At 70.7% G+C, this 26,266-nt stretch carries 25 protein-coding genes and 1 pseudogene; 8 read left to right on the top strand and 18 right to left on the bottom strand.

Translation table 11 applies throughout. The features are described 5' to 3' along the window. Window positions 1-735, top strand: a complete 735-nt coding sequence (locus OG787_RS42505; protein ID WP_369037907.1) for an ABC transporter permease — start codon at window positions 1-3, stop codon at window positions 733-735. Window positions 736-749: 14 nt separating this feature from the next. Here OG787_RS42505 and mug read toward each other — a convergent pair whose 3' ends face one another. The 13 genes and pseudogenes from mug to OG787_RS42570 form a co-directional block, all read right to left on the bottom strand. Further along, a complete protein-coding gene (gene mug / locus OG787_RS42510; RefSeq protein WP_369037912.1) occupies window positions 750-1,292 on the bottom strand; it encodes a G/U mismatch-specific DNA glycosylase in 543 nt (180 codons plus the stop codon). Further along, the gene (gene purB, locus OG787_RS42515) at window positions 1,289-2,731 is read right to left on the bottom strand and encodes an adenylosuccinate lyase (protein ID WP_405538883.1); all 1,443 of its coding nucleotides are present in this window, start codon (window positions 2,729-2,731) and stop codon (window positions 1,289-1,291) included. Before purB ends, mug begins: the two co-directional genes overlap by 4 nt. 230 nt (window positions 2,732-2,961) lie before the next feature. Next, window positions 2,962-3,735 (bottom strand): SGNH/GDSL hydrolase family protein, encoded by a 774-nt coding sequence (locus OG787_RS42520; RefSeq protein WP_369033812.1) that lies wholly within the window; start codon window positions 3,733-3,735, stop codon window positions 2,962-2,964. Between the two features lie 60 nt (window positions 3,736-3,795). Next, complete coding sequence (locus OG787_RS42525; RefSeq protein ID WP_405538884.1) at window positions 3,796-4,842, bottom strand: hemolysin family protein; 1,047 nt, start codon at window positions 4,840-4,842, stop codon at window positions 3,796-3,798. Further along, window positions 4,839-6,173 (bottom strand): hemolysin family protein, encoded by a 1,335-nt coding sequence (locus OG787_RS42530; RefSeq protein WP_405538885.1) that lies wholly within the window; start codon window positions 6,171-6,173, stop codon window positions 4,839-4,841. The genes OG787_RS42525 and OG787_RS42530 overlap by 4 nt, the downstream gene beginning before the upstream one ends. Before the next feature lie 205 nt (window positions 6,174-6,378). After that, window positions 6,379-6,804, bottom strand: a complete 426-nt coding sequence (locus tag OG787_RS42535; RefSeq protein ID WP_369033815.1) for a GNAT family N-acetyltransferase — start codon at window positions 6,802-6,804, stop codon at window positions 6,379-6,381. A gap of 47 nt (window positions 6,805-6,851) precedes the next feature. After that, complete coding sequence (locus OG787_RS42540; protein WP_405540747.1) at window positions 6,852-7,238, bottom strand: ricin-type beta-trefoil lectin domain protein; 387 nt, start codon at window positions 7,236-7,238, stop codon at window positions 6,852-6,854. A gap of 18 nt (window positions 7,239-7,256) precedes the next feature. Next, window positions 7,257-8,450, bottom strand: a pseudogene (locus OG787_RS42545) (alginate lyase family protein); the annotation flags it as partial. A gap of 68 nt (window positions 8,451-8,518) precedes the next feature. Beyond that, on the bottom strand, window positions 8,519-9,661 hold the full coding sequence (locus OG787_RS42550; protein ID WP_405538886.1) for a glycoside hydrolase family 19 protein: 1,143 nt from the start codon (window positions 9,659-9,661) through the stop codon (window positions 8,519-8,521). Window positions 9,662-9,726: 65 nt separating this feature from the next. Continuing rightward, window positions 9,727-10,416 carry a type 1 glutamine amidotransferase domain-containing protein gene (locus OG787_RS42555; protein WP_405538887.1) on the bottom strand — a complete coding sequence of 230 codons (690 nt, stop codon included), beginning with the start codon at window positions 10,414-10,416 and terminating at the stop codon, window positions 9,727-9,729. A gap of 33 nt (window positions 10,417-10,449) precedes the next feature. Further along, the gene (locus OG787_RS42560) at window positions 10,450-10,884 is read right to left on the bottom strand and encodes a VOC family protein (protein WP_369033818.1); all 435 of its coding nucleotides are present in this window, start codon (window positions 10,882-10,884) and stop codon (window positions 10,450-10,452) included. 139 nt (window positions 10,885-11,023) lie between these two features. Beyond that, on the bottom strand, window positions 11,024-13,888 hold the full coding sequence (locus OG787_RS42565; protein WP_405538888.1) for an AfsR/SARP family transcriptional regulator: 2,865 nt from the start codon (window positions 13,886-13,888) through the stop codon (window positions 11,024-11,026). 241 nt (window positions 13,889-14,129) lie between these two features. Beyond that, on the bottom strand, window positions 14,130-15,791 hold the full coding sequence (locus tag OG787_RS42570; protein WP_405538889.1) for an FAD-dependent oxidoreductase: 1,662 nt from the start codon (window positions 15,789-15,791) through the stop codon (window positions 14,130-14,132). 278 nt (window positions 15,792-16,069) lie between these two features. On the opposite strand from OG787_RS42570, the gene OG787_RS42575 reads away from it, so the two are divergent. The 7 genes from OG787_RS42575 to OG787_RS42605 are packed head-to-tail and all read left to right on the top strand — an operon-like array spanning window position 16,070 to window position 21,392. Next, window positions 16,070-17,194, top strand: a complete 1,125-nt coding sequence (locus OG787_RS42575; protein WP_369033821.1) for a SchA/CurD-like domain-containing protein — start codon at window positions 16,070-16,072, stop codon at window positions 17,192-17,194. A 59-nt stretch (window positions 17,195-17,253) separates the two neighbouring features. After that, on the top strand, window positions 17,254-17,736 hold the full coding sequence (locus tag OG787_RS42580) for a cupin domain-containing protein (protein ID WP_369033822.1): 483 nt from the start codon (window positions 17,254-17,256) through the stop codon (window positions 17,734-17,736). Then, window positions 17,733-19,001 (top strand): beta-ketoacyl synthase, encoded by a 1,269-nt coding sequence (locus OG787_RS42585; RefSeq protein WP_369033823.1) that lies wholly within the window; start codon window positions 17,733-17,735, stop codon window positions 18,999-19,001. Before OG787_RS42580 ends, OG787_RS42585 begins: the two co-directional genes overlap by 4 nt. Further along, on the top strand, window positions 18,998-20,263 hold the full coding sequence (locus tag OG787_RS42590; RefSeq protein WP_405538890.1) for a ketosynthase chain-length factor: 1,266 nt from the start codon (window positions 18,998-19,000) through the stop codon (window positions 20,261-20,263). The genes OG787_RS42585 and OG787_RS42590 overlap by 4 nt, the downstream gene beginning before the upstream one ends. 25 nt (window positions 20,264-20,288) lie before the next feature. Next, the gene (locus tag OG787_RS42595; protein ID WP_369033825.1) at window positions 20,289-20,549 is read left to right on the top strand and encodes a phosphopantetheine-binding protein; all 261 of its coding nucleotides are present in this window, start codon (window positions 20,289-20,291) and stop codon (window positions 20,547-20,549) included. A gap of 2 nt (window positions 20,550-20,551) precedes the next feature. After that, the gene (locus tag OG787_RS42600) at window positions 20,552-21,028 is read left to right on the top strand and encodes an SRPBCC family protein (RefSeq protein ID WP_369033826.1); all 477 of its coding nucleotides are present in this window, start codon (window positions 20,552-20,554) and stop codon (window positions 21,026-21,028) included. A 28-nt stretch (window positions 21,029-21,056) separates the two neighbouring features. Beyond that, window positions 21,057-21,392, top strand: coding sequence for a TcmI family type II polyketide cyclase (locus OG787_RS42605; RefSeq protein WP_369033827.1), 336 nt, complete (start codon window positions 21,057-21,059; stop codon window positions 21,390-21,392). Between the two features lie 69 nt (window positions 21,393-21,461). Here OG787_RS42605 and OG787_RS42610 read toward each other — a convergent pair whose 3' ends face one another. From OG787_RS42610 to OG787_RS42630, 5 genes are all read right to left on the bottom strand, one after another. Next, on the bottom strand, window positions 21,462-22,520 hold the full coding sequence (locus OG787_RS42610) for a methyltransferase (RefSeq protein WP_405538891.1): 1,059 nt from the start codon (window positions 22,518-22,520) through the stop codon (window positions 21,462-21,464). A 54-nt stretch (window positions 22,521-22,574) separates the two neighbouring features. Further along, the gene (locus OG787_RS42615) at window positions 22,575-23,651 is read right to left on the bottom strand and encodes a nitrous oxide reductase family maturation protein NosD (RefSeq protein ID WP_405538892.1); all 1,077 of its coding nucleotides are present in this window, start codon (window positions 23,649-23,651) and stop codon (window positions 22,575-22,577) included. A 75-nt stretch (window positions 23,652-23,726) separates the two neighbouring features. After that, window positions 23,727-24,431: a class F sortase gene (locus OG787_RS42620; RefSeq protein WP_405538894.1), complete on the bottom strand. Its 705-nt coding sequence runs from the start codon at window positions 24,429-24,431 to the stop codon at window positions 23,727-23,729. 122 nt (window positions 24,432-24,553) lie between these two features. Then, the gene (locus tag OG787_RS42625) at window positions 24,554-25,066 is read right to left on the bottom strand and encodes a hypothetical protein (protein WP_405538895.1); all 513 of its coding nucleotides are present in this window, start codon (window positions 25,064-25,066) and stop codon (window positions 24,554-24,556) included. Between the two features lie 288 nt (window positions 25,067-25,354). Further along, complete coding sequence (locus OG787_RS42630; RefSeq protein ID WP_405538896.1) at window positions 25,355-26,218, bottom strand: LLM class F420-dependent oxidoreductase; 864 nt, start codon at window positions 26,216-26,218, stop codon at window positions 25,355-25,357. Between the last annotated feature and the right edge of the window lie 48 nt (window positions 26,219-26,266).

The following is a 26,266-nucleotide window of genomic DNA, read 5'->3' on the forward strand; positions in this document are numbered from 1 at the left end:
ATGTCCTTCGTACCCGTGCTCCACGCCGAGCTGATCAAGATCCGTAGCCTGCGGTCGCTGCTCGGGGCGCTGTGCGCGGTCGTTCTGGCGACCGGCCTGTTCTCGGCGCTGGCAGGTCTCGATTCCGGCACCGGTGCCGGTGAGGAGGACTTCGACCCGTTGTTCTCGGCGTTCTTCGGTGTCAGCTTCGGGCAGATCGCGGCGGTGGCCTTCGGCGCCACGGCGGTGTCGTCCGAGTTCCAGGGCGGCGGCCTGCGCGTCACGCTGGCGGCGGTGCCGCGCCGGGGCCGCTGGTTCGCGGCCAAGACGGTGGCAATCGCCGTACCCGTCCTGGCCGTTGGCCTGCTCGCCGGGGGAGTGAGCCTGGCTGTCGGCAAGACGGTGCTCGGCGCCGACGCGAACGGCCTGACCTGGACCGAAGGCCTGCGTGGGGTGATCGGCTGCGGTCTCTACCTCACCCTGATGGCCCTGCTCGCGGCCGGCCTGACCGCCCTGCTGCGCAGCGGAGCCGCCACGCTGAGCATCCTGATCCCGTTTCTGCTCATCGTCTCGTTCGTGGTCGGCGGAGTGTCGGGGACCATCGCCGACTTCCTGCCCGACAAGGCGGGCCAGGTGGTGTTCCACGGCACCTGGGACGGCGCGCTGGGCCCCTGGACCGGCCTCGCGGTGACCGCGCTGTGGGCGGCCGGTGCGTTGTCGGCGGGCGGGTGGAGCGTACGACGCAGGGACGCGTAACGGCCGTACGCGGCCTAGGAAGCCGCTTCCCGCAGCCGCCCGAACTCCTCGGCCATGGTCGCCGCTGTCCAATGGGCATTCAGGCCACTCGGGTTGGGCAACGCCCACACGCGCGTGTCGCCGATCAACCGCTCCTGCGGTCCCACCTGTGCCTTGCGGTCGTCGAACGCGGCCCGGTACGCGGTCACGCCCACCACGGCCAGCCAGCGTGGCCGCAGCCGCGTCACCTTCGCGGCCAGCAGGCGCCCGCCCTCGCGGTACTCCTCGGCGGACAGCTCGTCGGCCCGTGCGGTCGCTCGCGCGACGACGTTCGTGATGCCGAGGCCGTAGGAGAGCAACTCGCCCTGCTCGGCGGGCTTCAGCAGCCTCGGAGTGAATCCGGAGAGGTGGAGGACGGGCCAGAAGCGGTTGCCGGGGCGGGCGAAGTGGTGGCCCGTCGCCGCTGTCATCAGGCCGGGGTTGATGCCGCAGAACAGGACGTGGAGGCCGTCCGCGGTCACGTCCGGTACGAGACGGTCGCGGGCGGCCTCCAGTTCGGCCTGGGTGAAGCGGGTCAGAGGATCGCTCCGGGGGTGTAGGCCGCGGCCTCCGGGTGCTGCTTGGCGATCTCCTCGATCCGGGCGACGACGGCGGTGACCTGGTCGGCGGCGGCGCCCGTGAAGGACAGCTTGTCGGCCATCAGGGCGTCGAGCTGGGCGCGGTCCAAGGGGATGCGCTCGTCGGCGGCGAGCTTGCCGAGGAGTTCGTTGCGCTCGGCGCCCTGCTCACGCATGGCCAGCGCGGAGGCGACCGCGTTCTCCTTGATGGCCTCGTGCGCGACCTCGCGACCGACGCCCGCGCGCACCGCGCCCATCAGCACCTTGGTGGTGGCGAGGAAGGGCAGGTAGCGGTCCAGCTCGCGGGCGACGACGGCCGGGAAGGCGCCGAACTCGTCGAGGACCGTCAGGAAGGTCTCCAGCAGCCCGTCGAGGGCGAAGAACGCGTCGGGGAGAGCTACCCGGCGCACCACCGAGCAGGACACGTCGCCCTCGTTCCACTGGTCGCCCGCCAGCTCGCCCGTCATCGAGGCGTAGCCGCGCAGGATCACCATGAGGCCGTTGACGCGCTCGCAGGAACGCGTGTTCATCTTGTGCGGCATGGCGGACGAGCCGACCTGGCCGGGCTTGAAGCCCTCGGTCACCAGCTCGTGCCCGGCCATCAGCCGGATCGTCTTGGCGGTCGAGGAGGGGGCGGCGGCCAGCTGCACCAGCGCGGTGACCACCTCGTAGTCGAGGGAGCGGGGATAGACCTGACCGACGGAGGTGAAGGCGGTGGAGAAGCCCAGGTGCCCGGCGATCCGCTGCTCCAGCTCCGCGAGCTTGGCCGCGTCGCCGCCGAGCAGGTCGAGCATGTCCTGGGCGGTGCCCACGGGACCCTTGATGCCGCGCAGCGGGTAGCGGCCCAGCAGCTCCTCGACCCGGGCGTACGCGACGAGCAGCTCGTCCGCGGCGGTCGCGAAGCGCTTGCCGAGGGTGGTGGCCTGCGCGGCCACGTTGTGCGAGCGGCCGGCCATGACCAGCTCGGCGTACTCACCGGCGAGCTTGCCGAGCCGCGCCAGTACGGCCACCGTACGGTCGCGCATCAGCTCCAGCGAGAGCCGGATCTGGAGCTGCTCCACGTTCTCGGTGAGGTCGCGGGAGGTCATGCCCTTGTGGACGTGCTCGTGGCCGGCGAGGTCGTTGAACTCCTCGATCCGCGCCTTCACGTCGTGCCGGGTGACCTTCTCGCGCTCGGCGATGGAGGCGAGGTCGACTGTGTCGAGGACGCGCTCGTAGTCGGCGAGGGCGGCGTCGGGTACCTCGATCCCGAGGTCCTTCTGGGCCCGCAGCACGGCGAGCCAGAGCTGGCGCTCCAGCCTCACCTTCTGCTCGGGGGACCAGAGCGTGGCCAGTTCGGCGGAGGCGTAGCGTCCGGCGAGGACGTTCGGGATGCGGGGCTTTGCGGGTGCGGCGGTCACGTGGAGGGATTCTACTGGCGCTTCGCGCAGGCCGACGCCAGAGGGTTTTCGCCCCCGCCGCCCCTACCCGTCCCATCCTCGGGGGCTCCGCCCCCGAACCCCCGCTCCTCAAAGCCCGAGGGGCTAGATCTTTCAGCCCGTCCGGCGTTTGAGGACAAAGGGGGGTCTGGGGGCACAGCCCCCAGGGATGGGAACGGGTAGGGGCGGCGGGGGCGAGGAGAAGTTTGCCGTCAGTCCCCGTACGGCGACAGTTCCGCTCGCTTCGCCGGCATCCCGTCCCCCGACGACCGCCCCGTCAGGCGACGCCCTATCCACGGCAGCAGGTGCTGCCGCGCGAAGCGGGCGTCCGCCACCCGGCGCGCGCCCCAGCCGGGCGGTGGCGTCGGCGGCATCGGCGTGTGCCACTCCGGGTCCTCGGGCTCGTGGCCGAGGGTCTGCCAGACCGCCTCGGCCACCCGCCGGTGCCCCTCGCCCGTCAGGTGCAGCCGGTCCACGTCCCACATGCGTGGGTCGCCGAGGGACGGGGCACCGTACAGGTCGACCACGACCGCCCCGTGCCGGGACGCGAGGTCGTCGACGCAGGCGAACAGCTCCTCCATGCGCGGCCGGAAGCGCTCCAGGACCGGGCCCTGGCGGCCGGGGCTGCGCATCAGCACCAGCTGTTTGCACGCGGGCGCGAGGCGTTCGACGGACTCCTCCAGGAGGCCGCGCACCCGGCCCATGTCGCACTTGGGGCGGAGCGTGTCGTTCAGCCCGCCCACCAGTGTGATCACGTCGGGCTCCATGGCCACCGCCACGGGCACCTGCTCGGCGGCGATCTGCCCGATCAGCTTGCCGCGCACGGCGAGGTTCGCGTACCGGAAACCGGGCGTACGGGCGGCCATCCGGGCCGCGAGGATGTCCGCCCAGCCACGGTACGAGCCGTCCGGCAGCCGGTCCGACATGCCCTCGGTGAAGGAGTCGCCGACCGCGACCAGGCTGGTGTATGAGGGGTTCTTCTGCATGGCGACAGAGATGATAGCCCGTACACATACCCGTCAGTCGGTCGGCCTCTCCGAGGTGGGTTACGCCGGCTGTCCGAACAGCTCCCGCAGCACGTCCTCCATCGTCACCATGCCCGCGAGCAGCCCGTCCTCGCCCTGCACCGCCGCCAGGTGCGTACGGCTGCGCCGCATCGCCGTGAGGACGTCGTCCAGGGGAGTGTCCGCCCGTACGCTCGCGATGGTCCGCAGGTCCCGGACCTGGAAGGCGAGGTCCCGGGGTGCGGCGTCCAGCGCGTCCTTGACGTGCAGATAGCCGGCGATCCGGCGCTCCTCGTCCACCACCGGGAAGCGCGAGAAGCCCGACTCGGCCGACAGCCGCTCCAACTCCTCCGGAGTGACGCCCACGCGCGCGTAGACGACGCTTTCGAGGGGGAGTACGACGTCACGGACCGGCCTGCGGCCCAGTTCCAGGGCGTCGTGGAGGCGTTCGCGCGCGCGGGCGTCGATCAGTCCCGCCTCGCCGGAGTCCCGGACCAGGCGGGCCAGCTCGGCATCCGAGAAGGTCGCCGTGACCTCGTCCTTGACCTCGACGCGCAACAGCTTCAGCAGCGTGTTCGCGAAGGCGTTGATCGTGAAGATCACGGGCTTCAGTGCCCGCGCCAGGGCCACCAGGGGCGGGCCGAGCAGCAGTGCGCTGCGCACCGGCTCCGCGAGCGCGATGTTCTTCGGCACCATCTCGCCGAGCAGCATGTGCAGATAGGTCGCCAGGGTGAGAGCGATCACAAAGGACACCGCGTGGCCCGCGCTGTCGGGGACACCCACCGCGTGGAACACCGGCTCCAGCAGATGCGCGATCGCCGGTTCCGCGACCACACCCAGGATCAGCGTGCACAGCGTGATGCCGAGCTGGGCCGCCGCCATCAGCGCGGACACGTGTTCCAGGCCCCACAGGACGCTCTTCGCGCGCCGGTCCCCGTCCGCGCGGTCCCTGTCGGCGCCCTCCGCACCTTCTTCCACGTATTGCTCGATCTGGCTGCGGCGTACGGAGATCAACGCGAACTCGGCGCCCACGAAGAAGGCGTTGACGACCAGTGTCGCCAGACCGATCAGCAGCTGGATGGTCGTCACTTCGCCTCCCCTTCCTCTTCTTCCTTCATGAGCGGCGCGTGCAGCAGGACGCGCGCCGCCCTGCGGCCCGACGCGTCCAGCACGTCCAGGCGCCAGTCGGCGACCTCGACGGTGTCACCCTCCTGTGGGATACGGCCCAGTTCCGTGGCGACGAGGCCCGCGAGCGTCTCGTACGGGCCCTCCGGCAGCCGGAGGCCGACGCGGGCGAGCTGGTCGGTGCGGGCGGCGCCGTCCGCGGAGTAGAGGGAGCGGCCCTCGTCGTCCACGCCGGCCGGGTCGAGGTCGGACGTCTCGTGCGGGTCGTGCTCGTCCCGTACCTCGCCGACGACCTCCTCGACGATGTCCTCCAGCGTGGCCACGCCCGCCGTACCGCCGTACTCGTCGATGACGACGGCCATCGTGCGCTTGCCGGAGAGCCGGTCGAGCAGCCGGTCGACCGTGAGCGACTCGGGGACCAGCAGCGGCTCGCGCATGAGTTCGGAGACGGGTACCCGGGGGCGACGCTCCGCGGGCACCGCCAGACAGTCCTTGATGTGCGCGACGCCGACGACCGAGTCGAGGTTGCCGCGGTAGACGGGGAACCGGGACAGCCCGGTCGCCCGGGTGGCGTTCGCCACGTCCTCGCAGGTCGCCTGGGCGTCGAGGGCGATGACCTGGACGCGCGGTGTCATCACGTTCTCCGCGGTGAGGTCGGCGAGGTTCAGGGTCCGTACGAACAGTTCCGCGGTGTCGGGCTCCAGGGCGCCCTCCTTGGCGGAGTGCCGGGCCAGCGCCGCCAGTTCCTGGGGGCCGCGCGCGGAGGCCAGTTCCTCGGCGGGCTCGATGCCGAAGAGGCGCACCATGCGGTTGGCCGTGTTGTTGAGGTGGGTGATGAACGGCCGGAACAGCGCGCTGAACCAGCGCTGCGGGGTCGCCACCCGCTTGGCCACGGCCAGCGGTGAGGAGATCGCCCAGTTCTTGGGCACCAGCTCGCCGACGACCATCAGGAAGACGGTCGACAGCGCCGTACCGAGCACCAGCGCCAGGGTCGAGGACATCGAGGTCGAGACGCCGACCGACTCCAGCGGGCCCGAGATCAGCGCGGCGATCGACGGCTCGGAGAGCATGCCGACCACGAGGTTGGTGACCGTGATGCCGAGCTGCGCGCCGGAGAGCTGGAAGGTGAGGTTCCGTACGGCCTTCAGGGCGCTCGCGGCACCCCGCTCGCCGCGCTCCACGGCCCGCTCCAGCTCGCTGCGCTCGACCGTGGTCAACGAGAACTCCGCCGCGACGAAGGCACCGCAGATCAGGGAGAGCAGGATCGCCACCAGGAGAAGGAGCACTTCCGTCATCGGGTCACCTCCGTCCCATGGTCGGGCACGGCCGGGGGGATCGCTCGATGTCGAGTGCTGCTGGTGCTACTGGGAGGCTCGCCCATGGGCGGACGCTCACACCTTTCCTGGAAGAGATCGGAGAACTTGGGGAAGTAATGGTTCCGACAATAGTAAAGGATGCGCAAAGTGGCTCGGCCGGTGAGTGGCCCAGCCACTAAATGGCTCAGCCGGTGAGGGGCTTCACCCAGCGGCGCCACTGCTCCTCGCGCCCGTACCCCGCCGCCCGCCACGCCTGCTGCCCGCTCTCGTTGCGCTCCAGCACCATCGCGTCCGCGCGCCGCCCGCCCAGCCGTACGAACCGTTCCTCGGCGGCGGCCAGCAGCGCCGTACCGATGCCCTGGCGCCGCCGATCCGGATGCACCGCGAGCCGGTAGAGGTGGCAGCGCCAGCCGTCGAAACCGGCTGTCACGGTACCCACGAGGACCCCGTCGCGCTCCGCGAGGAGGAGCGCTTCGGGGTCCCGGTCGACCAGTCGGGCCACGCCGTCGCGGTCGTCGCTGATGCTGGTTCCCTCGGCGGCCTCGCGCCAGAACCGCAGCACGGTGTCGATGTCGGCGGGGGCGGCGTGGCGGATGTGGAGATCGCTCATGGAAACGAGCCAAGCAGAGCACCCGTCCCTATGGCGAACCGTTTCCGTCAGGCAGGCAGCTGGAACTGCTGGTTGGTGGTGCCGGTGCAGGACCAGATCTGAAGGCGGGCGTTGTTCTCGGTGGACATACCGGTGACGTCCAGGCACTTGCTCGACGCCGGGTTCACCAGGGTGTTGCCGTCACCGCGCCGCCACACCTGGGCGGCGGTGCCGTTGCACTGGAACAGCTGGACCTTGGTCCCGTCCGCGGTGCCCGCGGAGGCGACGTCGAGGCACTTGCCGAGCCCACGGAGTGTGCCGTCGCCGCCCACTGTCCACTGCTGGGCGTTGGTTCCGTTGCAGTCGTACATCTGGACCGGGGTGTTGTCCGCGCTGTTGGCACTGTCGATGTCCACGCACTTGCCTCCGAGGCCGGTGACCGGCCCGGTGGGCAACTGAGTGTCGGGCTCGACCGGGTTGTTCGCGTTGGTCAGCGTCTCCCAGGCCACGAACAGGTAGTTCGTGCCGGCCGGGCGGTTGCGTTCGGTCAGCGTCTGGGTGTTGGCCATGGCGATCCCCTGCCGCGTGTGCAGGGCGTTGAACCCGGTCTCGGTGACCGGGCCGAGACCGCGCTCCAGCGGTCCTTTGCCGCACAGGTTCGCCGGCTCCGGCGCCGCGCGGACCTCCTGGGTGGCGTGCCACCCGAGAGCCTGCCGAAGCCGCTCACCGACCTGCGGATAGAGATCCGTGCCCTGCATGAGTGCCGTCTCGGCGATGTGCGACATCGAGGCGATGCTGTACCCGGTGTGCACGAAGTCCCGGCAGGTCTCCTGCGTCATCCCGGTGATGTACCGGGTCGCCGTCTCCCAGTTGAAGCCGCCGTCCGGGCTCGGATGCGGCGTCGGCCCGTCGGAGGCGAGGTAGACGAAGGCCGGAACGCGCGCCAGGTACTGGCTGACGGCCTTGTCGAAGGTGACCCCGTCGTTGGTGAAGACGGCGATCCCGATCGAGGCCTCGGCCTCGGTGAGGTCCCAGTTGCTGGTCCTGTCGTCGCCGTTCACCACGATGGGCAGGTACACCGAACGCAGCATGTTCGCGAAGCGGCCCGCGTTCGGCCAGTTCTGGTACTGGTACTTGATGAGTTCGGCGGCCTTGACCCACGACGCGGCCGACCACGCCGTCTGGATGCCCGTGTTGGCGCCCGTGTGGTTCGTGATCGTGGACGACCAGGCGTCCATGATCTGGATCGCCTTCTGGGCGTACCGTTCGTCACCGCTGATGGCCCACGCCAGCGCGTCGGTGTACGCGGCGATGGCGTCCTGCCGTTCGTCTGTGCAGCCGTTGTTCGGGTTGCTGCTCTGGCCGCAGTTGACGACGGGCCGGGGCGCCGGCACACGCGACAGCGAGGCCAGCGGATCGCCGACCATGTCGTCGTAGGCGGCCTTCCAGGGAGCGGCGCCCTGTTGGACCTTGGTCCGCACGAACTCCAGTTGCGTCGAGGTGATGTTGACCCCCGGATGCGCGAAGGTCTGCGGAGCGAACCGCTGGGCGGCCACGGGCGTCGGCGCGCTCGGAGCTGCCACCGCCGCCGTGGTCGTCGAGGTGGCTGAGAGACCCAGAAGTCCTGACACTGCCGCCAAGGCACAGCGTCTCAGCATCGTGCTCATGTGGGGGAGTTCCCGTCTGTCGAGGTCGAGAAGAAGTGAGTCGAGAAGAAGGGGAAGAAGTCGGGGCCTCAGCAGTAGAGGTTGTTGCCCGGGGCGACTCCGAGGATCCCGGTGAACTTCTGGTACGCGCTCACCCGGGCCTGCACCTGCGCGGGGTTCTTGCCGTCGCACTCAAGAGCGCCGTTGATGGCGCGGATGGTCTGTCCGAAGCCCGCCTGGTTCACCATCGCGTTGTGCGGGGTCATCGTCCCGGCGCCCGTCGAGGTGTTCCAGAACCACAGGCCCGTACGCCAGGCCACGGCCGCGTCGTTCTGGACCAGCCAGGGGTTGTTGAGCAGGTCGATGCCGAGCGCGTCGCCCGCCGCCTTGTAGTTGAAGTTCCAGCTGAGCTGGATGGGACCGCGCCCGTAGTACGCGGCCTGACCGGCCGGGCAGCCGTACGGTTGCCCGGCGTCGCAGTAGTGCGGGTAGTTGGCGGTGTTCTGCTCCACCACGTAGACCAGGTGGCCGGTCTCGTGGTCGACGTTGGCGAGGAAGGCCGCGGCCTCCTGCTTCCTGACCGTGTCACTGCCGGTCTTCGCGAACCCCGGGTAGGAGCTGAGCGCCTGCACCAGCCCGCTGTACGTGTAGAAGCTGTTCCGGTTCGGGAACATCTGGTTGAACTGGGCCTCGCTGACCACGAAGCCGGAGGGCGTCGTACCGCCGCTCGCGGGCGCCGTCCACTTCTGGTTGGGGTTGCCGGTGCAGGTCCAGATCTGGAGCCGGGTGGCGTTGGTGGAGACGTTCCCGCGCACGTCCAGGCACTTGTCGGCCGCGGGGTTCACTATGTCGCGCGCCGCGGTGACCACCCACTGCTGGTTGGCGCCGCCCGTGCAGTCCCACAGCTGGACGGACGCGCCGTCGGCCGTGCCGTGTTCGACGACGTCGAGGCACTTGCCGAGGGCGCGGAGGGTGCCGTCGCCCGGGTTCGACCAGAGCTGGGCGCTGGTTCCGTTGCAGTCGTAGATCTGGACGGCGGTTCCGTTGGCGCTGCTCGCCCCGGCGATGTCGACGCACTTGCCGGCCAGCCCGGTGATCCGGCCCTCGGCCGCCGAGGCGGTCGGAGCGGCCACGAACAGGGCGATGATCAGCGCGGTGAGCACGGTGAACACCGTGGACCTGCCGAACAAGGCGTGCCTTGCGGGCAGTTGTCTGAGAGCGGACATGGGCATGGTGAACTACTCCTTTTGTTGGGTGAGTTCGTGTTGTTCGGTGAGCTTGTGTTGGCGTGCTCGGGCTACTTGCCGGCCCGCTCCGGCAGCCGGATCAGTTCGAGCGCGGCCGGTCCCGAAGAGGCCGGATTCTGGCCGGTGACGAGAAGCCCGTCGGTCACCACATACGGCTCGAAGTCGCCGGTCTTGGTGAAGTCGGCGCCCTTGTCGATGAGTTCGTCCTCCACGAGGAAGGGCACGACCTTCGTCAGGCCCATCGCCTCTTCCTCGCCGTCGGTGAAGCCGGTGAGCCTCCGGCCCGCCACCAGCGGTGTGCCGTCCGGCTTCTTGCAGTGGCGCATCGCCCCTGGCGCGTGGCACACCAGCGCCAGGGGTTTGCCCGACTCGACGATCCGCTCGATCAGCCCGATCGACGTCGGGTCCTCGGCGAGGTCCCACAACGGGCCGTGCCCGCCCGGGTAGAAGACCGTGTCGAAGTCGGCGGCGGACACCGAGTCGAGCCGCACGGTCGTGTCCAGCCGTGCCTCGGCCCGCGTGTCGGCCTCGAACCGGCGGGTCTGGTCGGTCTTGAACCGAGGTTCGTTGCTCTTCGGGTCCAGCGGAGGGCGCCCGCCCTTAGGCGACGCGAGTGTGATCTCCCAGCCCGCGTCCTCGAAGTGGTAGTACGGGGCGGCCAGTTCCTCCAGCCAGAACCCGGTTTTGCGTCCGGTGTCGCCCAGCCGGTCGTGCGAGGTCAGTACGATCAGAATCCTCAACTGTCCACTCCCGTCCCGTCGGCCGTGTCTCCGTCAGACATCGACGGCCATGACTTCCAGCTGGATGTTGTCAATGTCCCGGAAGACGACCGTCGAGAAGACGAACGGCTCCTTGTTGCTCTGGACGCCGGAGTGCGCGACGCCGAGGCTGTCCAGCCAGTCCGCCCACGCCTCCAGCCCCTCACGCCCCTCCACCCGCAGGGAGATGTGGTCGAGGCCGGTACGGACCTCGTCGAACTCCTCGCCCTCGTTGCCGTCGTTGTGGTGCAGGCCGATGGCCAGAGCAGTGCGCGGCTCGATGACCAGGCGGGCGAACCCGGTCCACTCCCGGCCGTAGTGCGGCAGGTCTCCGTCCACGAGAGTCGCCTGGAAGACCTTCTGGTACCAGGCGACACTGGCCTCAAGGTTGCGGACGGTGAACGCGAAGTGGTGCAGCCCGCCGATGGCGGGCGCGGTCGACTCACTCATGTGTGGCTTCCTCGCGTTGTCGGTGACGATGCGGAGAGCGCGCGCGATCGGCTCCCGCCCGACCAACACAACCGCCGAGGTGTCTACGGCCCGTTGACGGCCGCTCCACGGACGATTGACATCCGTTTCGCCCGCCGGTTCACGTCGGATCGTCGAGCCGACGCAGTCTGGCGCGGAGCTGCTCGGCGTCGGAGTGGGCGAGCCGCTCAAGGATGTCCAGCCCCTCGGTCCACGCGGCACGGGCCGCGTCCGGGCGGCCGACGCTCAGATGGGTGTCCCCGAGGCGCATGAGGGTGCCGGAGAGAAACCAGCGCAGGTCGTCGTGTCTGCGGTAGAGAGCAAGGGCGTTGCGGAAGCTGGTGACGGCCTCGTCGTACTGTCCGAGGTGATGGTGGGCGTGACCGATGCTGTCCCAGGTGTGCGCCGCGTGGATGTCGTCCCCGAGCTGCTCGTGCAGGGCCAGCGCCTGTTCGCAGTGGTCGAGACCCTCCCGGTGCTGGCCGAGCAGTACGTGGGACCAGCCGACCGAGTTGAGCGCGGATGCCGTGGCCGTCCGCAGACGGCGGCCTTCGGTGCCGGTGCCGCCATGGGCCCGCAGGAGTGCGAGGGACCGTTGCGCCGCATCGAGCGCGGAGTGCAGATCGCCCTGCTGTTCCGCCACCCAGGTCAGTACCCGGCAGCTCTCGGCGCAGGCTCTCGTGTCCCCTGCCTCGGTGTGCAGTTCGATGGCCCGCTCGACATGGACCCGCCCTTCGCCGAAGCGGCCCAGACCCGTCGTGGCGGTGCCGAGACCGAGGTGGGCATAGGCATGGGCGGTCCGGTCGCCCAGCCGGAGGGCCGCGTCCACGGCGGTGCGGTGCACGGCCTCTTCCTCCTGCCACAGGCCCTGGACGTGCAGATGGTTGGCCATGGCCCAGGCGAGTTGCCAGGCGTGGACGTCGTACCGGTGGGTGGCCGCCTGTTCGACGGCCGCGAGCAGTACCGCCTGCTCTGCGGCGAACCAGGCCGCCGCGTTCTCGGCGTCCTCGCCGAACTCCTCGGCACGCATCCCCTCGGCCGGGCGAGGCAGGGAGATGAGCACGCGTCCACGGTTGGTCAGCGCGACCGCCTCACGGGCGGTGTGCAGATAGTGGTCGAGCATCCGCTGCCGGGCCGTCCGCACCTCGTCGGGCGGATCGGCGCTCTCGGCCAGCTCGGTGGCGTAGGCGCGCAGCAGGTCGTGGGAGGCGTAGCGGCCCGGAACGGTCTCGTCCACGAGATGGGCCCGGACGAGTTCGGACAGCAGCTGCCGGGCGTGCGGGCGGGTGAGGCCGGCCAGGGAGGCCGCCGCGGGCAGCGAGGTGTCGGGGCCGGGGTGCAGGGCGAGCAGCCGGAACAGGCGGGCGGCATCGGGGGTGAGGGTCTGGTACGACCAGGAGAAGACGGCGCGTACGTCGGCGGCGTTGTCGCCGTCGTGGAACGCGTCGAGGCCGCCGGCGCTCTCGCGCAGTTCGGCGGAGATCGCCGACAGGGGGACGGCGGACCGGGTCGCCACGCGGGCCGCGGTGACCGCGAGGGCCAGCGGCAGCCGTGCGCACCGGTTGATGATCTCCTCCACCGCATCCGGTTCGGCCGCGACCCTGCCGGTTCCGAGGCGCCGGGCGAGCAGCGCGCGGGCCTCCGGCATGGAGAGCACGTCGAGGTGGAGGGGGTGGGCACCGTCCACGGCGACGAGTCCGGAGAGCCGGTTGCGGCTGGTGACGATGACCAGGCAGCCGGGCTCCCCGGGCAGCAGGGGCCGTACCTGCGCGGCGTCGCGGGCGTTGTCCAGCAGCACCAGTACGCGCTTGCCGGTGAGCAGGGTGCGGTACAGGGCCGCGAGCGCGTCGACGTCCTGCGGCAGCCCGCGCGGGTCGGCGCCCAGCGACTCCAGCAGGGTGCGCAGGGCGTGCTCAGGTGGGACCGGCTGACCCACCGGGTCGAACCCCCGCAGGTTCAGGTACAGCTGGCCGTCCGGGAAGCCGTCGGCGGCCCTGCGTGCCCAGTGCACCGCGAAGGTCGTCTTGCCGACTCCGGCCATGCCCGCGATCGCGCTGATCACCACCGTGCCGCCAGAGGGCAGCCCGGCCACCTCGGCCAGTTCGGCGTCACGGCCGACGAACACCGAGAGACCGGCGGGCAGTTGGGCCGGTGCGGCCACGGGGGCGGCGGCGGTCCGGGCGGGCTCGGGCGGCTCCGCGGAGGCGAGGGGCGGCGGGGCGAGGAGCGCGGTGTCGGCTCGTAGGACGCGCTGGTACATCGTCTGGAGGGCGGGGCCGGGGTCGACCCCCAGCTCGTCCGCGAGCAGCGTCTGGGCCTCGCGGTAGGTGTCGAGGGCCGCCGCCTGCCGTCCCGACCGGTAGAGGGCGAGCATCAGCAGTTCCCGGAACCGCTCGTCCAGCGGGTGCTCGGCGACCAGCCCGGTCAGCGCCGCCGTGGCCTGCGCGTGGGCGCCGAGATCGAGATCGGCCGAGAGACGGGCCGCTTCCGCGGACAGACGCAGTTCGTGCAGCCGCTGCCGCTGGGTCTGCGCGTACTCGCCCCGGACACCGGCCAGCGCGGTCCCCTGCCACAGACCGAGCGCGTCCCGCAGCTGGGCCGCCGAGCCCTTGAGGTCCCCGGTCCCTCGCGCCCGCTCACCCCGGCCGAGCAGTTCGCGGAAGGTACGGAGGTCCAGTTCGGCCGACGACGTACGGAGCTGGTAGCCGTCGCCGGTGGAGCGGATCACGGACGACGTGGTGTCCCCGGCGGGCTCCAGTGCCTGCCGCAGCCGGTGGACGTACGTCCGCAGAATGCCCAGTGCGGAGGCCGGTGCCCTCGTTCCCCAGACCGCGTCGACCAGTGCGCTCGTCAGTACCTGCGAGCCCTCCGCCAGCAGCAGCACGGCCAGCAGCGCCCGCTGCTGGGGCGGGCCGAGTTCGATCTCGTCCGTGCCGCGCCACGCTCTGACCGGTCCCAGCACCGAGAACCGTAATCGCCCTTCCACCGGCTTCCTCCTCGGGGAACGCGCGTCCGGAGCCGACTTCGACGGTCGGTTTCCGGGCCACCCGAGCGGATGGCTCCCGGAGTGTAAGGCAACCGCCCGCCCGGGTTGTGCGCCTTCCTCCCGCGCATGCACGGCAACGCGCCACACGACGGGCCGCCCGGCCAAGAGCTCTGTTGACCAGGTGGGCGACCGTTTCCGTGCACGAATGCGAAGTGTCCGTGCACGGAAACGAGCCGAACCGTCAGCCCCGGTCGAGGAGTGTCGAAAGGGCCTCCCGCAGCACCGCCCCGGGATTCGCCGACGCCCCCTCCGAGCGCCAGGCCACGAACCCGTCGGGGCGCACCAGCACCGCCCCGTCCAGGCCGACGCCGTGGACCTCGGCCCACTCCAGATCGCTCGCCGAGGACAGCTCGGCGTCGGAACCACTGCCGATCCGGTACGAGGTGAGCGGCACCGCCAACTCCCGCGCGACGTCCGTCGCCGCACTGTGCCAGTCGCCGCCGGCGCCCGCCGCGCTGAGCAGGACCAGCGAGCCCTCGTACAGATCGATCGTCGAGATCCGGGTCCCGGCGCGGTTCAGCCACATGTGCGGCGCCCGGCTCCCCGGCTCACCCGTCAGCCGTACGCCCTCGGGTACGACCGGCACCGCCGCGTCCGCACCCAGGACCGCGCCCCGCGGATAGCGGTAGCCCAGCGCCACGTTGAGGATTCCGCCCTTCTTGCCGCCGGGGCCGCCGGCTCCGGGGGAGGGCGTGTACCCGGGGTGGCTGTGCTCGACCGAGCGCGCCGAAGCACGGGCGCTCGTCGCCTCCGCGACCGGGCGGCGCTCCAGGTCGTACGACTTCAGCAGACCGGGACCCGCCCAGCCGCCCAGCACGGCGGCCAGCTTCCAGGCGAGGTTGTGGGCGTCCTGGATACCGGTGTTGGAGCCGAACGCACCGGTGGGGGACATCTCGTGGGCCGAGTCACCGGCGAGGAACACCCTGCCGTCCGCGTACCGTTCGGCGACCCGCTCGGCGGCGTGCCAGGGCGCCCGGCCGGTGATCTCCACATCCAGGTCCGGTACGCCGACGGCCCGCCGGATGTGTTCGCGGCACCGCTCGTCGGTGAACTCCTCCAGCGTCTCGCCGTGTTCGGGGTGCCAGGGCGCGTGGAACACCCAGCGCTCCCGGTTGTCGACCGGCAGCAGTGCCCCGTCGGCGTCCGGGCTGGTCAGGTAGCAGACGATGAACCGCCGGTCGCCGACCACGTCCGCGAGACCCCGGGAGGTGAAGGTGATGCTCACGTTGTGGAACAGATCGCCCGGGCCGCTCTGCCCGATGCCGAGCTGCTCACGGACCGGGCTGCGCGGACCGTCCGCCGCGACGAGATAGTCCGCCCGGATCGTGGTGTGCTCACCCGTCTCCCGGCTCTTGACCTGCGCTGTCACGCCCTCGGGGCCCTGCTCGAACGACATCAGCTCGGTCGAGAACCGCAGATCCCCGCCCAGCGCCCGCGCGCTCTCCAGCAGCACCGGCTCCAGGTCGTTCTGGCTGCACAGGCACCAGCCGCTCGGGCTGAACCGGGCGAGCCCGCCGCCCGGGTCGATCTCCTTGAACAGCCACTCGCCCGCGTCGCCCACCAGGGTCGGCGTCTGGAGGATGCCGTGGTTGTCGGCCAGCACCGACGCCGCCTCCTCGATGCGGCGCTCCACCCCGGCCACCCGGAACAGCTCCATGGTGCGCACGTTGTTCCCGCGCCCGCGTGGATGGATCGAGGTGCCCGAGTGCCGCTCCACAAGGGTGTGCGGCACCCCGAGGCGCCCTAGGAACAAGGAGGTCGACAGGCCCACCAGGGAGCCGCCGACGATCAGGACGGGCGTGCGGTGGCCGCCTCGGCCATCGGCCTCTTCAGCGCGGTTCATGGAATGCCTCCAGGGTCTGCCGGTGTCTGCCGGGACGCGGGTCAGCGAGGGGACGCACCTGCACACTGCACGCGCGCGGCCCGTTCCGCCCGCCAGGGGCACCCGGATGGAGCACGGTTCACTCGCCCGACCCCGTGGGAGTCGCGCACAGCGCAACTCGCGTCAACTATCGGCTCATGGCGGCCCCGGCTTTCGGCCACGACGGTCGCTTCCCGCCTTCCACCACGAAGGACTTCGACGGCGAAGGACTTCCACCACGAAGAGGAGAGGTGCGCCGGATGACCATCTCGGGACGCATATCGCAGTCAGCGTTCGACGGCTCCAGGCTGCGGGTGATCCTGCTGCTCGACCTGTACGAAGGAGCCCAGCAGCAGTTCCTGGACGCGTACGAACACATGCGCAACCAGGTCGCCTCCGTCCCCGGTCACCTCAGTGACCAGCTCTGCCAGTCGATCGAGAACCCCTCGCAGTGGCTCATCACCAGCGAGTGGGAGAGCGCCCCGCCCTTCCTCGCCTGGGTGAACAGCGAGGAGCACGTCGAGACCGTACGGCCGATGCACAGCTGCGTCCGGGACACCCGGTCGATGCGCTACAGCATCCTCCGCGAGACGACCCCCAACGCCCCGCTCACCCCGGAACAGGCGTCCGCGGCGATGCAGGTGACGGCTCGCGTCGGCGACGGTGTCGCACGCCACGCCCTCACCTTCACCGTCAAGCCGGGCTCCGAGTCCAAGGTCGCCGAGATCCTGGCCGGCTACACCTCGCCCGAGGCGCAGGTCGACGACACCACGCGGCTGCGCCGCACCTCCCTCTTCATGCACGGCAACCGGGTCGTGCGGGCCGTCGAGGTGGAGGGCGACCTCCTCGCCGCCCTGCGGCACGTCGCCCGCCAGCCCGAGGTGCGGGCGGTCGAGGAGGCCATCAACCCGTACCTGGAGCAGGACCGGGACCTGTCCGACCCCGACTCCGCGCGGGTCTTCTTCACCCGGGCGGCGCTCCCCGCCGTCCACCACGTGGTCTCCGGCGACAAGGCACCCGCCGGACTGCGCCGGCACGCGCTGTACTACCCGGCGAAGGAAGGCCGGGGCATGGACCTGGCCCGGCTGCTCGCCCACCAGGACGAGGCAGCGGCCGACGACCCGGCGAGCCCGGTGTACGGCAGCACCGTCTTCCAGCGCGATGACATCGTTGTCCGACTCGTCGACCTCACCGGTGAACTCGACGCCGACCCCATCGCCTCCCTCGGCCTCAAGGGGCCCGGAAAAGCGGCGGAACTGGAGCGTCTCCTCGACGGTCCCGCGATCGGCGTCGAGGGCTCCCTGGAGACGGACCGCAACATCAACCGCCTCCTGTCGCACGCCGACATGATGCCCGTCACCGACCGCAGCTCCGCGCGGTCCTGACGGACCGCTTCCTCCCCGCCCGGACGACGACGTCCCTGCCCCACCCGGAGGTGTCAACCATGAACAAGCAGCACCCATGCATCGTGGACCTGAGCGAGACGGAACCCAACCGCAGACGCGGCGGCGACCTGCGGGCCATGCTCACGCCCGCCACGGTGGGTTCCACCAGCGGCTTCATGGGCCTGGCGATCGTCCAGCCCGGCGAGCGCATCGGCGAGCACTACCACCCGTACTCCGAGGAGTTCGTGTACGTCGTCGCCGGTGCCCTCGAAGTCGACCTGGACGGCGAGACGCACGCCCTCCGGCCCGACCAGGGGCTCCTGATCCCGATCGACGTCCGCCACCGCTTCCGCAACGTCGGTGACGTGGAGGCCCGCATGGTCTTCCACCTCGGTCCGCTCGCCCCGCGTCCCAGCCTCGGTCACGTCGACACGGAGGTGACCGAAACCGCCTCGCCCGGCACGGAGTTCGCCGTCGGCGGGCCGGACCGGCTCGCTCCGGACCACGGACAGCGGTCCGAGCGGAGCGGGGCCATACGGTGACCCGGCGGGTGGCTGTCACCGGTATCGGTGTGGTCGCTCCCGGCGGTACCGGGACGACGGCGTTCTGGGACCTCCTCTCCGGCGGCCGTACCGCGACCCGCGGCATCACGCTGTTCGACCCGGCGGGCCTGCGTTCGCGCATCGCCGCCGAGTGCGACTTCGACCCCTTCGCACACGGACTGGACCCGGCACTGAGCCAACACGCCGACCGCTACATCCAGTTCGCGATGGTCGCCGCCGACGAGGCCGTACGCGACTCCGGATTCGCCACCGGCGCCCAGGACCCCTGGCGCGTCGCGGTCTCCCTGGGCAGCGCCGTCGGCGGCACCACCCGCCTGGAACACGACTACGTCCAGGTCAGCTCGGGCGGACAGCGGTGGGACGTGGACCACCGCGGCGCCGACCCGGAACTCCACCGGGCCTTCTCGCCGAGCACCCTCGCCTCGGTCGTCGCCGAGCAGTTCGGCGCCCAGGGCCCGGTGCAGACCGTCTCCACGGGCTGCACCTCCGGGATCGACGCGGTCGGCTACGCCTTCCACACGATCGAGGAGGGCCGGGCCGACATCTGCATCGCCGGGGCGTCGGACTCGCCGATCTCGCCGATCACGATGGCGTGCTTCGACGCCATCAAGGCGACCTCGGACAACAACGACGACCCCGAACACGCCTCCAAGCCCTTCGACGCCCACCGCAACGGCTTCGTGATGGGCGAGGGCGCGGCGGTGCTCGTCCTGGAGGACTACGAACACGCCCGGGCCCGTGGCGCGCACATCTACTGCGAGATCGGCGGCTACGCCACCTACGGCAACGCCTACCACATGACCGGTCTGACCTGCGACGGACTGGAGATGGCCCGGGCGATCGACTCCACGCTCGACCAGGCCCGTCTCGACCCGACACAGATCGACTACGTCAACGCGCACGGCTCGGGCACCAAACAGAACGACCGGCACGAGACCGCCGCCGTGAAGCGGTCCCTGGGCGCGCACGCCTACGACATCCCGATGAGTTCCATCAAGTCCATGGTGGGCCACTCGCTCGGCGCGATCGGCGCGATCGAGGTCGTCGCCTGCGTCCTCGCCCTGAAGCACCAGGTCGTGCCACCGACGGCGAACTACGAGACACCCGACCCCGAGTGCGACCTGGACTACGTACCGCGCACCGCGCGTGAACGGAAGCTCAGGAACGTGCTTTCCGTCGGCAGCGGATTCGGCGGCTTCCAGTCGGCCGTACTGCTGACGGGGCCGGGCGGGAGGAACCGATGAAGAGTCAGTCCATCAAGGGCACTCGGCGCACTCAGCGCGCGGCCATCACCGGGATCGGGGTGATCGCGCCCAACGGTCTGCGGGCCGACTCGTACTGGAAGGCCGTCGGCGAGGGCCTCTTCGTCCTGGACGGGATCACCCGCGAGGGCTGCGGGCATCTGCCGCTGCGGGTCGCGGGCGAGGTCCGGGGCTTCGACGCGGCCGGTCTCATCGAGGAGCGGTTCCTCGTCCAGACCGACCGGTTCAGCCACTTCGCCATGGCCGCCGCCGCACTCGCCCTCGACGACGCCGGCATCGGCCGGGGCGAACCGGAGGACCCGTACGACATCGGTGTCGTCACGGCCGCCGGGTCGGGCGGTGGCGAGTTCGGGCAGCGGGAGCTCCAGAAGCTGTGGGGCCAGGGCTCGCGGTACGTGGGCCCGTACCAGTCCATCGCCTGGTTCTACGCCGCCAGCACCGGCCAGATCTCCATCCGCAGCGGCTTCAAGGGGCCCTGCGGAGTCGTCGCCAGCGACGAGGCGGGCGGTCTGGACGCCGTCGCGCACGCCGCACGGGCCGTACGGCGTGGCACCGGCGCGGTCGTCGTCGGCGGCGCGGAGGCGCCGCTGGCTCCGTACTCGATGGTCTGCCAGCTCGGTTACGGCGAACTGAGCACCGTCGAGGACCCGTCCCGCGCCTACCGCCCCTTCACCGAGGCCGCCTGCGGCTTCGTGCCCGCGGAGGGCGGCGCGATGCTCGTCGTCGAGGACGAGAACCGCGCCCGTGACCGGGGGGCGCCCGTCCGGGCCGTCGTCGCCGGCCACGCCGCCACCTTCACCGGTGCCTCCCGCTGGGACCGGTCCAGGGACGGGCTCGCCCAGGCGATCAGGGGCGCCCTCGACGAGGCCGGGTGCGCTCCCGAGGAGATCGACGTCGTGTTCGCCGACGCGATGGGCGTACCGGAGGCCGACCGCGCCGAGGCCGGGGCCATCGCCGACGCCCTCGGGGAGTACGGCACCAAGGTCCCCGTCACGGCGCCCAAGACCGGCATCGGGCGCGCCTACTGCGGGGCGCCCGTGCTGGACATCGCGGCGGCGGTGCTCGCCATGGAGCACCGGCTGATCCCGCCCACCCCCAACGTGTTCGACATCTGCCACGACCTCGACCTGGTGATGTCCCGCGCTCGCCCCGCCGAGCCGCGCACGGCCCTGGTCCTCAGCCGGGGACTGATGGGTTCCAACGCGGCGCTGGTAGTGCGCCGTGGAGACGACTCCGCCCGATAGCACGGGCGGGAAAGAGAGCACCCGCATGATCACCACCGAAGTGACCTACGACGAGCTGGCCGCCCTCATGAAGAGGGGAGCCGGAGTCACCGTCGACCCCCGCGAACTGGAGCGCGCCTCGGACACCCCCTTCGGGATCCTCGGCCTCGACTCGCTCGGCCTGCTCGGCATCGTCGGCGAGCTGGAGAACCAGTACGGCAAGTCCCTTCCCCCCGACTCCGAGCGGTGCAGGACGCCCCAGGAGTTCCTCGACCTCGTCAACAGCACCCTCAAGGCTGGAGCCTGACCGTGGCCGGACACACCGAGAACAGCATCACCGTCGACGCCCCTCTCGACCTGGTCTGGGACATGACCAACGACATCGAGAACTGGCCGAACCTCTTCACCGAGTACTCGTCGCTCGAAGTGCTCGCCCGCGAGGGCGCCACGACGACCTTCCGGCTGACCATGTTCCCGGACGACAACGGCAAGGTCTGGAGCTGGGTCTCGGAACGGACCGTGGACCGCGCCTCGCGGACCGTCCGGGCCCGCCGCGTCGAGACGGGCCCCTTCGCCCACATGAACATCCTGTGGGAGTACAGCGAGCTGCCGGGCGGCACCCAGATGCGCTGGACGCAGGACTTCGCGATGAAGCCCGACGCCCCGGTCGACGACGACTGGATGACGGACAACATCAACCGCAACTCCCGTACGCAGATGGCGCTCATCCGGGACAAGATCGAGCAGGCCGCCCGCGAACGCCAGAACGCGCCCCTGCCCCGCTGAGCCATCCGCCCAGGAAGGACGACACCCGATGCATCACGCCCTGATCGTCGCCCGTATGGCACCCGGTTCGGCGCCGGCGATCGCCGACCTGTTCGCCACCTCCGACAGTGGTGAACTCCCGCACCTCGTCGGGGTCACCCGCCGCAGCCTCTTCCAGTACGGCGACGTGTACCTGCACTTCATCGAGGCCGACCAGGACCCGGCGCCGGCCATCGCGAAGGTGGCCGGGCACCCCGAGTTCCGGGGCATCAGCGACAAGCTGTCGGCGTACGTCTCCGCGTACGACCCGCAGACCTGGCGCAGCCCGAAGGACGCCATGGCGCACTGCTTCTACCAGTGGGAGCGCGACGCAGCCCGCTCCTGAGCAGCGAAAACCCCGAGGCCGGTACCGCGACATTCGCGGTACCGGCCTCGGGGTTTCTGCCGGGGCGGGTCAGCCAGGGATCGTGCACTCGAAGGCGTGCAGATACGCGTTGACCGGGCGGATCTCACCGATGACCAGACCCGCTTCCGTGAGCCGGTCGACCATGCTCTGCCGGGTGTGCTTCGCACCGCCGACGTTGAGGAGGAGGAGCAGGTCCATGGCCGTCGTGAACTTCATCGACGGGGTGTCGTCCACGAGGTTCTCGATCACGACGACCCGCGCGCCGGGCCGCGCCGCCTTGCGGACGTTCGCCAGCGCCCTGCGGGTGCTGTCGTCGTCCCACTCCAGGATGTTCTTGATGATGTACACATCCGCCTGTACGGGGATGTCCTCACGGCAGTCCCCGGCCACGATGCTCACCCGCGCGGCCAGGGAACCCCCGTCGCGCAGGCGGGGGTCGGCGTTGCCCACGACTCCGGGCAGGTCGAGGAGCGTGCCGTGCATCCCGGGGTGCTTCTCCAGGAGGCTCGCCACGACCTGGCCCTGGCCTCCGCCGATGTCCGCTACCGAGGACACTCCGCTCAGGTCCAGCAGGTTCGCGACGTCCCGCGCCGACTGCTCGCTGGACGTCGTCATCGCGCGGTTGAACACGTACGCCGACTCGGGGGCCTCCTCGTTGAGGTACGAGAAGAACTCCCGGTCGTACATGTCCTCGAAGACGTTCCGGCCGGTGCGCACCGCCTCGTCCAGCTGGGGCCAGACGTTCCACGTCCACGGTTCGGTGCACCACAGCGCGATGTAGCGGAGGCTGTTCGGGTCGTCCTCGCGCAGCAGCCGGGACATCTCCGTGTGGACGAAGGTGCCGTCGGGGCGCTCCTCGAAGACGCCCTGGCAGGACAGCGCGCGCAGCAGCCGGCGCAGGGTCCGGGGCTGGGTCTTCACGGCCGCCGCGAGGTCCTCGACGGTCGTGGGCGTGTCCTGGAGTGCGTCGGCGACGCCCAGCCGGGCGGCGGCGCGTACGGCGGCGGCGCAGGCCGCGCCGAAGACGAGTTCCCGCAGCCGCATGGGCGGTGGGGGAGCGTGGGGAGCTGGGGAGGAAGCCGGCGGAGCCGGATCAACGGTCGTCATGTCTTGCCTCGCCTCTGTCGTTGTGCCGTGCGGGGGAGTCGGGGAGCGGGTCGGTCAGCACATTCCGGCGGGTTCGGAGACCCCGCAGGTGTTGTCGCGGAAGGTGTTGTTCTTGCCGGTGTCCCGGTCGGCGAGATCGGCCGTGCTGTTGCGCAGCACCACGTTGTCGCGGATCTCGTTGCTCTCGTTGGGGGCGCCCACGAAGCTCTTGAACAGCACGATGCCGCCCGACAGCGGGGAGGCGCCCACGTTGTCCTCGACCCGGTTCTTCGTCACCAGCGTCTTCTCGGTGCCGGTGAGGACGATGCCCGAGCCCTGGAGGAAGGGCAGCCGGGGGGTCTTCGGACACAGTTTGTTGTTGGCGTGGATGTGGTTGCGGCTCACGGTCATCGCCCCGGCGCGCGGGGTGCCCTCGTCGCCGACGACGAACACGGCGGCGCAGTTGCCGGTCGCCTCGTTGCGTTCGACGGTGAGGTTCCGCAGCCGCCGTACCGTGACGCCGATCCGGTTGCCGACCAGCCGGTTGCGGCTGATCACGGCGCCCTTGGAGTCCTGGGCGCCGTCCTCCCGGTCGACGGTGTTGGCGACGAAGAGCCCGGCGTCGCCGTTGTTCCTGGCGAGGTTGCGGCTGAACACACCGCGTACGGACCTCTCCTGGGCGATGCCCCACTGGCCGTTCTTCTCGGCGGTCACGTTCTGGACCTTCAGCCGGTCGGTCCACTGCGCCCACAGCCCGTTCTTGGCGAAGCCCCGGATCGTCAGCGAGCGCAGGGTGACCCCCTTGACGGGGGCGGCCTTGGTGCCGGTCACACAGATGCCGTTGCCCGCTGTGGCACAGGTGCTGTCGGCGGCGGGGCCGGGCACGATGACGGCCGGCCCGGCGATGGATCCCCGGAGGGTCAGGTCCGGCACGGTGATGCGGACGCTCTCGCGGTAGGTGCCGGGGGAGAGGACAACGGTGTCCCCCGGCCGCGCGGCGTCCACGGCCTTCTGGATCGATTCGCCGGGTTGTACCCGGTGTATGCGGAGTACCTGATGCACCGTGCGGTGGTCCGCCGGTGCGGCGGCACCCAGCCCCGAGGTCACGACTGCTGCGGTGCACACGAGGTGGGTGATCTGTCGTCTGGTCATATGCCGAAGCTAGGAGCGGGTGTTCCGGGCCGCCACCGCTGATCACCCAGGTGGGCTTGTGGCAGGCCCTAGGGGTCAGACGAGGTGGGCGAAGACGACCAGGTTCTCGGTGTAGTCCTTCGCCTTGTGGTCGTAGTCGCCGGCGCAGGTGATCAGCCGGACCTGGGCCTGCGGGGTGTCGGCGTACACGCGCCGGTCGGGGAAGTCGTCCTTCTCGAACGTCTCGGCGCTGTCGACCAGGAAGACGGCCCTACGCCCGTCGGAGCGCTCGACGGCGAACCGGTCGCCCCTGTCCAGCTCGCTCAGCTCGGCGAACACGGCCGGAGCGGTCGCCGTGTCGACATGCCCGGCGATGATCGCGGTGCCCCGCTCACCGGGGGACACACCGTCGGCCTGCCAGCCGACCAGGTTCACGTCGTCGGCGGGCGGCGCCTCGAGCTGGCCCGACTTGGTGATGTCGAGGCCGACGAAGGGGGCGTCCACATCGATGGCCGGGATGAGCAGCCGCGTCGGCCGGGCCCGCGGCAGATGCTTCCCGGTGGCCCGAGGCGCGGTCGAGGCCTTCGGCGAGGCGGACGAGGACGGCGAACTCGACGCGGACGGTGCGTGCGCCGCCGTGGCGCGGGGTGCGCGGTCGTCGTCGGACGATTCGTCGTTTCCGGAGAAGAGGATCAGCACCGGGAGCAGGAGTACGACGGACCACGCGCTCAGACGCACAAGGAAGCGCCGCTTGGACGACAGGGACGCGGCTTCGAGAAAGGAGGGCAACCGGGTTGCCATCGGGAACCACCTAACTGGAACACGGGCACAAGTACGTGGGGGGACCGAACGGGCCGGGCCGCCGCAGTGCGCACAGGCGGATGTGCGCACGCGACGGCCCCGGCTGCTATGTCAGGCATCGGTCAGGACGCCTGGTCGGCCGCGTTCCTGCGGCGCATCGTGTACGCACCCGCGCCGACGACCGCCAGGGCCGCCAGCCCGCCGGCCGTGACACCCGGGTTCGCGAGGGCGCCGCCACCGGTGTGCATGCCACCGCTGGGCTTCTCGTGCTTGGAGCCCCAGTCGCCCTTGCCGCTCTCCTCTTCCTTGTCGCTGGAGTCCCAGGAGCTGGAGTCCTTGGCGGTCTCGTCACTGGCGGCCGCGTCCTCCTTGTCGGCCTCCCAGTCCTTCTTGGTGTCGTCGGCGGCGGTGTCGTCGCCCTTGCTCCAGTCGCCCTCGTTCACCGCGGTGAGCGCGCCGCCACCCGTGTGCATTCCACCGTTCGGCTTGTCGTGCTTGCTGTCCTTGTCGTGCTCCTTGCTGTAGGAAGAGTCACCGTTGTCCCAGTCGCCGTCGGCGGCGAGGGCGCCGGGGGCCGCGATCGCGAGAGCGGCCGTGGCCGTCGCGGTAGCGAGGAGCAGGCGGGCAGAGCGCATGGTCGAAGTCCTTCCGCCGCTGCCGGGACGCTGACGTGATGTCAGCTGATGGAACCCGGCCTCGACGTGATCCACCGTCAGCCAGTCTCGGCCGCCGCACCACTCGGGACGCCCACCCGACTGACCCGCACGGCGGCACCCGACCCACCGTCAGGTCATGCCTCCAGATCCGACGACACACCCCTGACCAGGCATTTGATCGTCTGATCGGCAGTCACTTCCCGGCCTGCGCGCCGCCGTACGCACAACCCGATCGGCGGAGACACGACTGCCGCATCCCCGGTCGGTTCACTCCGCCCGGAGCGCCTCGATCACCTGCCCGAACGGCTCCATGTTCGGCTCCAGGACGGTGAAGTAGGTGAACCCGTACCGCTCCCGAGCCGCCCGCACCTGCCCGACGATCTCCTCCAGGGAGCCGGCCAGGACGAGCGGCAGCTCAAGGGCCTGATCCACGGTCAGCTGCGGCTGACGGGTCAGCAGGGGCTGGAGTGCGGCAGCGGGGTCGTCGGTGATGGCGACCACCTGAACGAGCAGGTTCAGCTCGGCGGGCCCGGGCCGCCCGGCGGCCAGCCGGTGATAGGCCGCCACCCGCTCGTCCAGTTCCTCCGGCGTCAGCGGCTCCAGCGTTCCCGTCGTACTGCCCGGCACCGGCCGCGCCCCCGTGAACGCCGCGATGTCGGCGTGCTCGGCGGTGAGCCGCAGCATCCGGTCACCGTTGGCACCGATCAGCAGCGGCACCCGAGGCCCATCGGCGAGCAGTCGGCTCAACTCCTCGACGGTGCGCAGCAGATGGTCCACGCGTTCACGCGGCGAACCGTAGGGCAGGCCCGCCGTGTCGTGCTCCGCCTGTACGTATCCGGTGCCCAGGCCGAGTTCGAGGCGCCCGCCGGTCAGGGCGTCCGTGGTGGCGACCTCACGGGCCAGCAGAGCGGGATTCCAGAAACCGGCGTTGAGCACGAACGTGCCCAGACGGGGCCGCTCGGTCGCCCCGGCCGCCGCGACCAGCGCCGGAAAGGGCGCGACCATACCGAGATGATCGGGCACCAGAATCACGTCGTACCCGAGCTCCTCGGCCCGACGACACTTGGCCCGCCACTCCTCGGCAGGCCCGGCCACCAACAGATTGACCCCAAAACGAAAGGGCAACGCCATGAACTCTCCTCAGGGGAAGGGTGGATTGGGGGGAGGGGGGAAGTGGCC

Origin of the sequence: Streptomyces sp. NBC_00075, assembly GCF_045041225.1 — a bacterium.
GTDB classification, from domain to species: domain Bacteria; phylum Actinomycetota; class Actinomycetes; order Streptomycetales; family Streptomycetaceae; genus Streptomyces; species Streptomyces adonidis.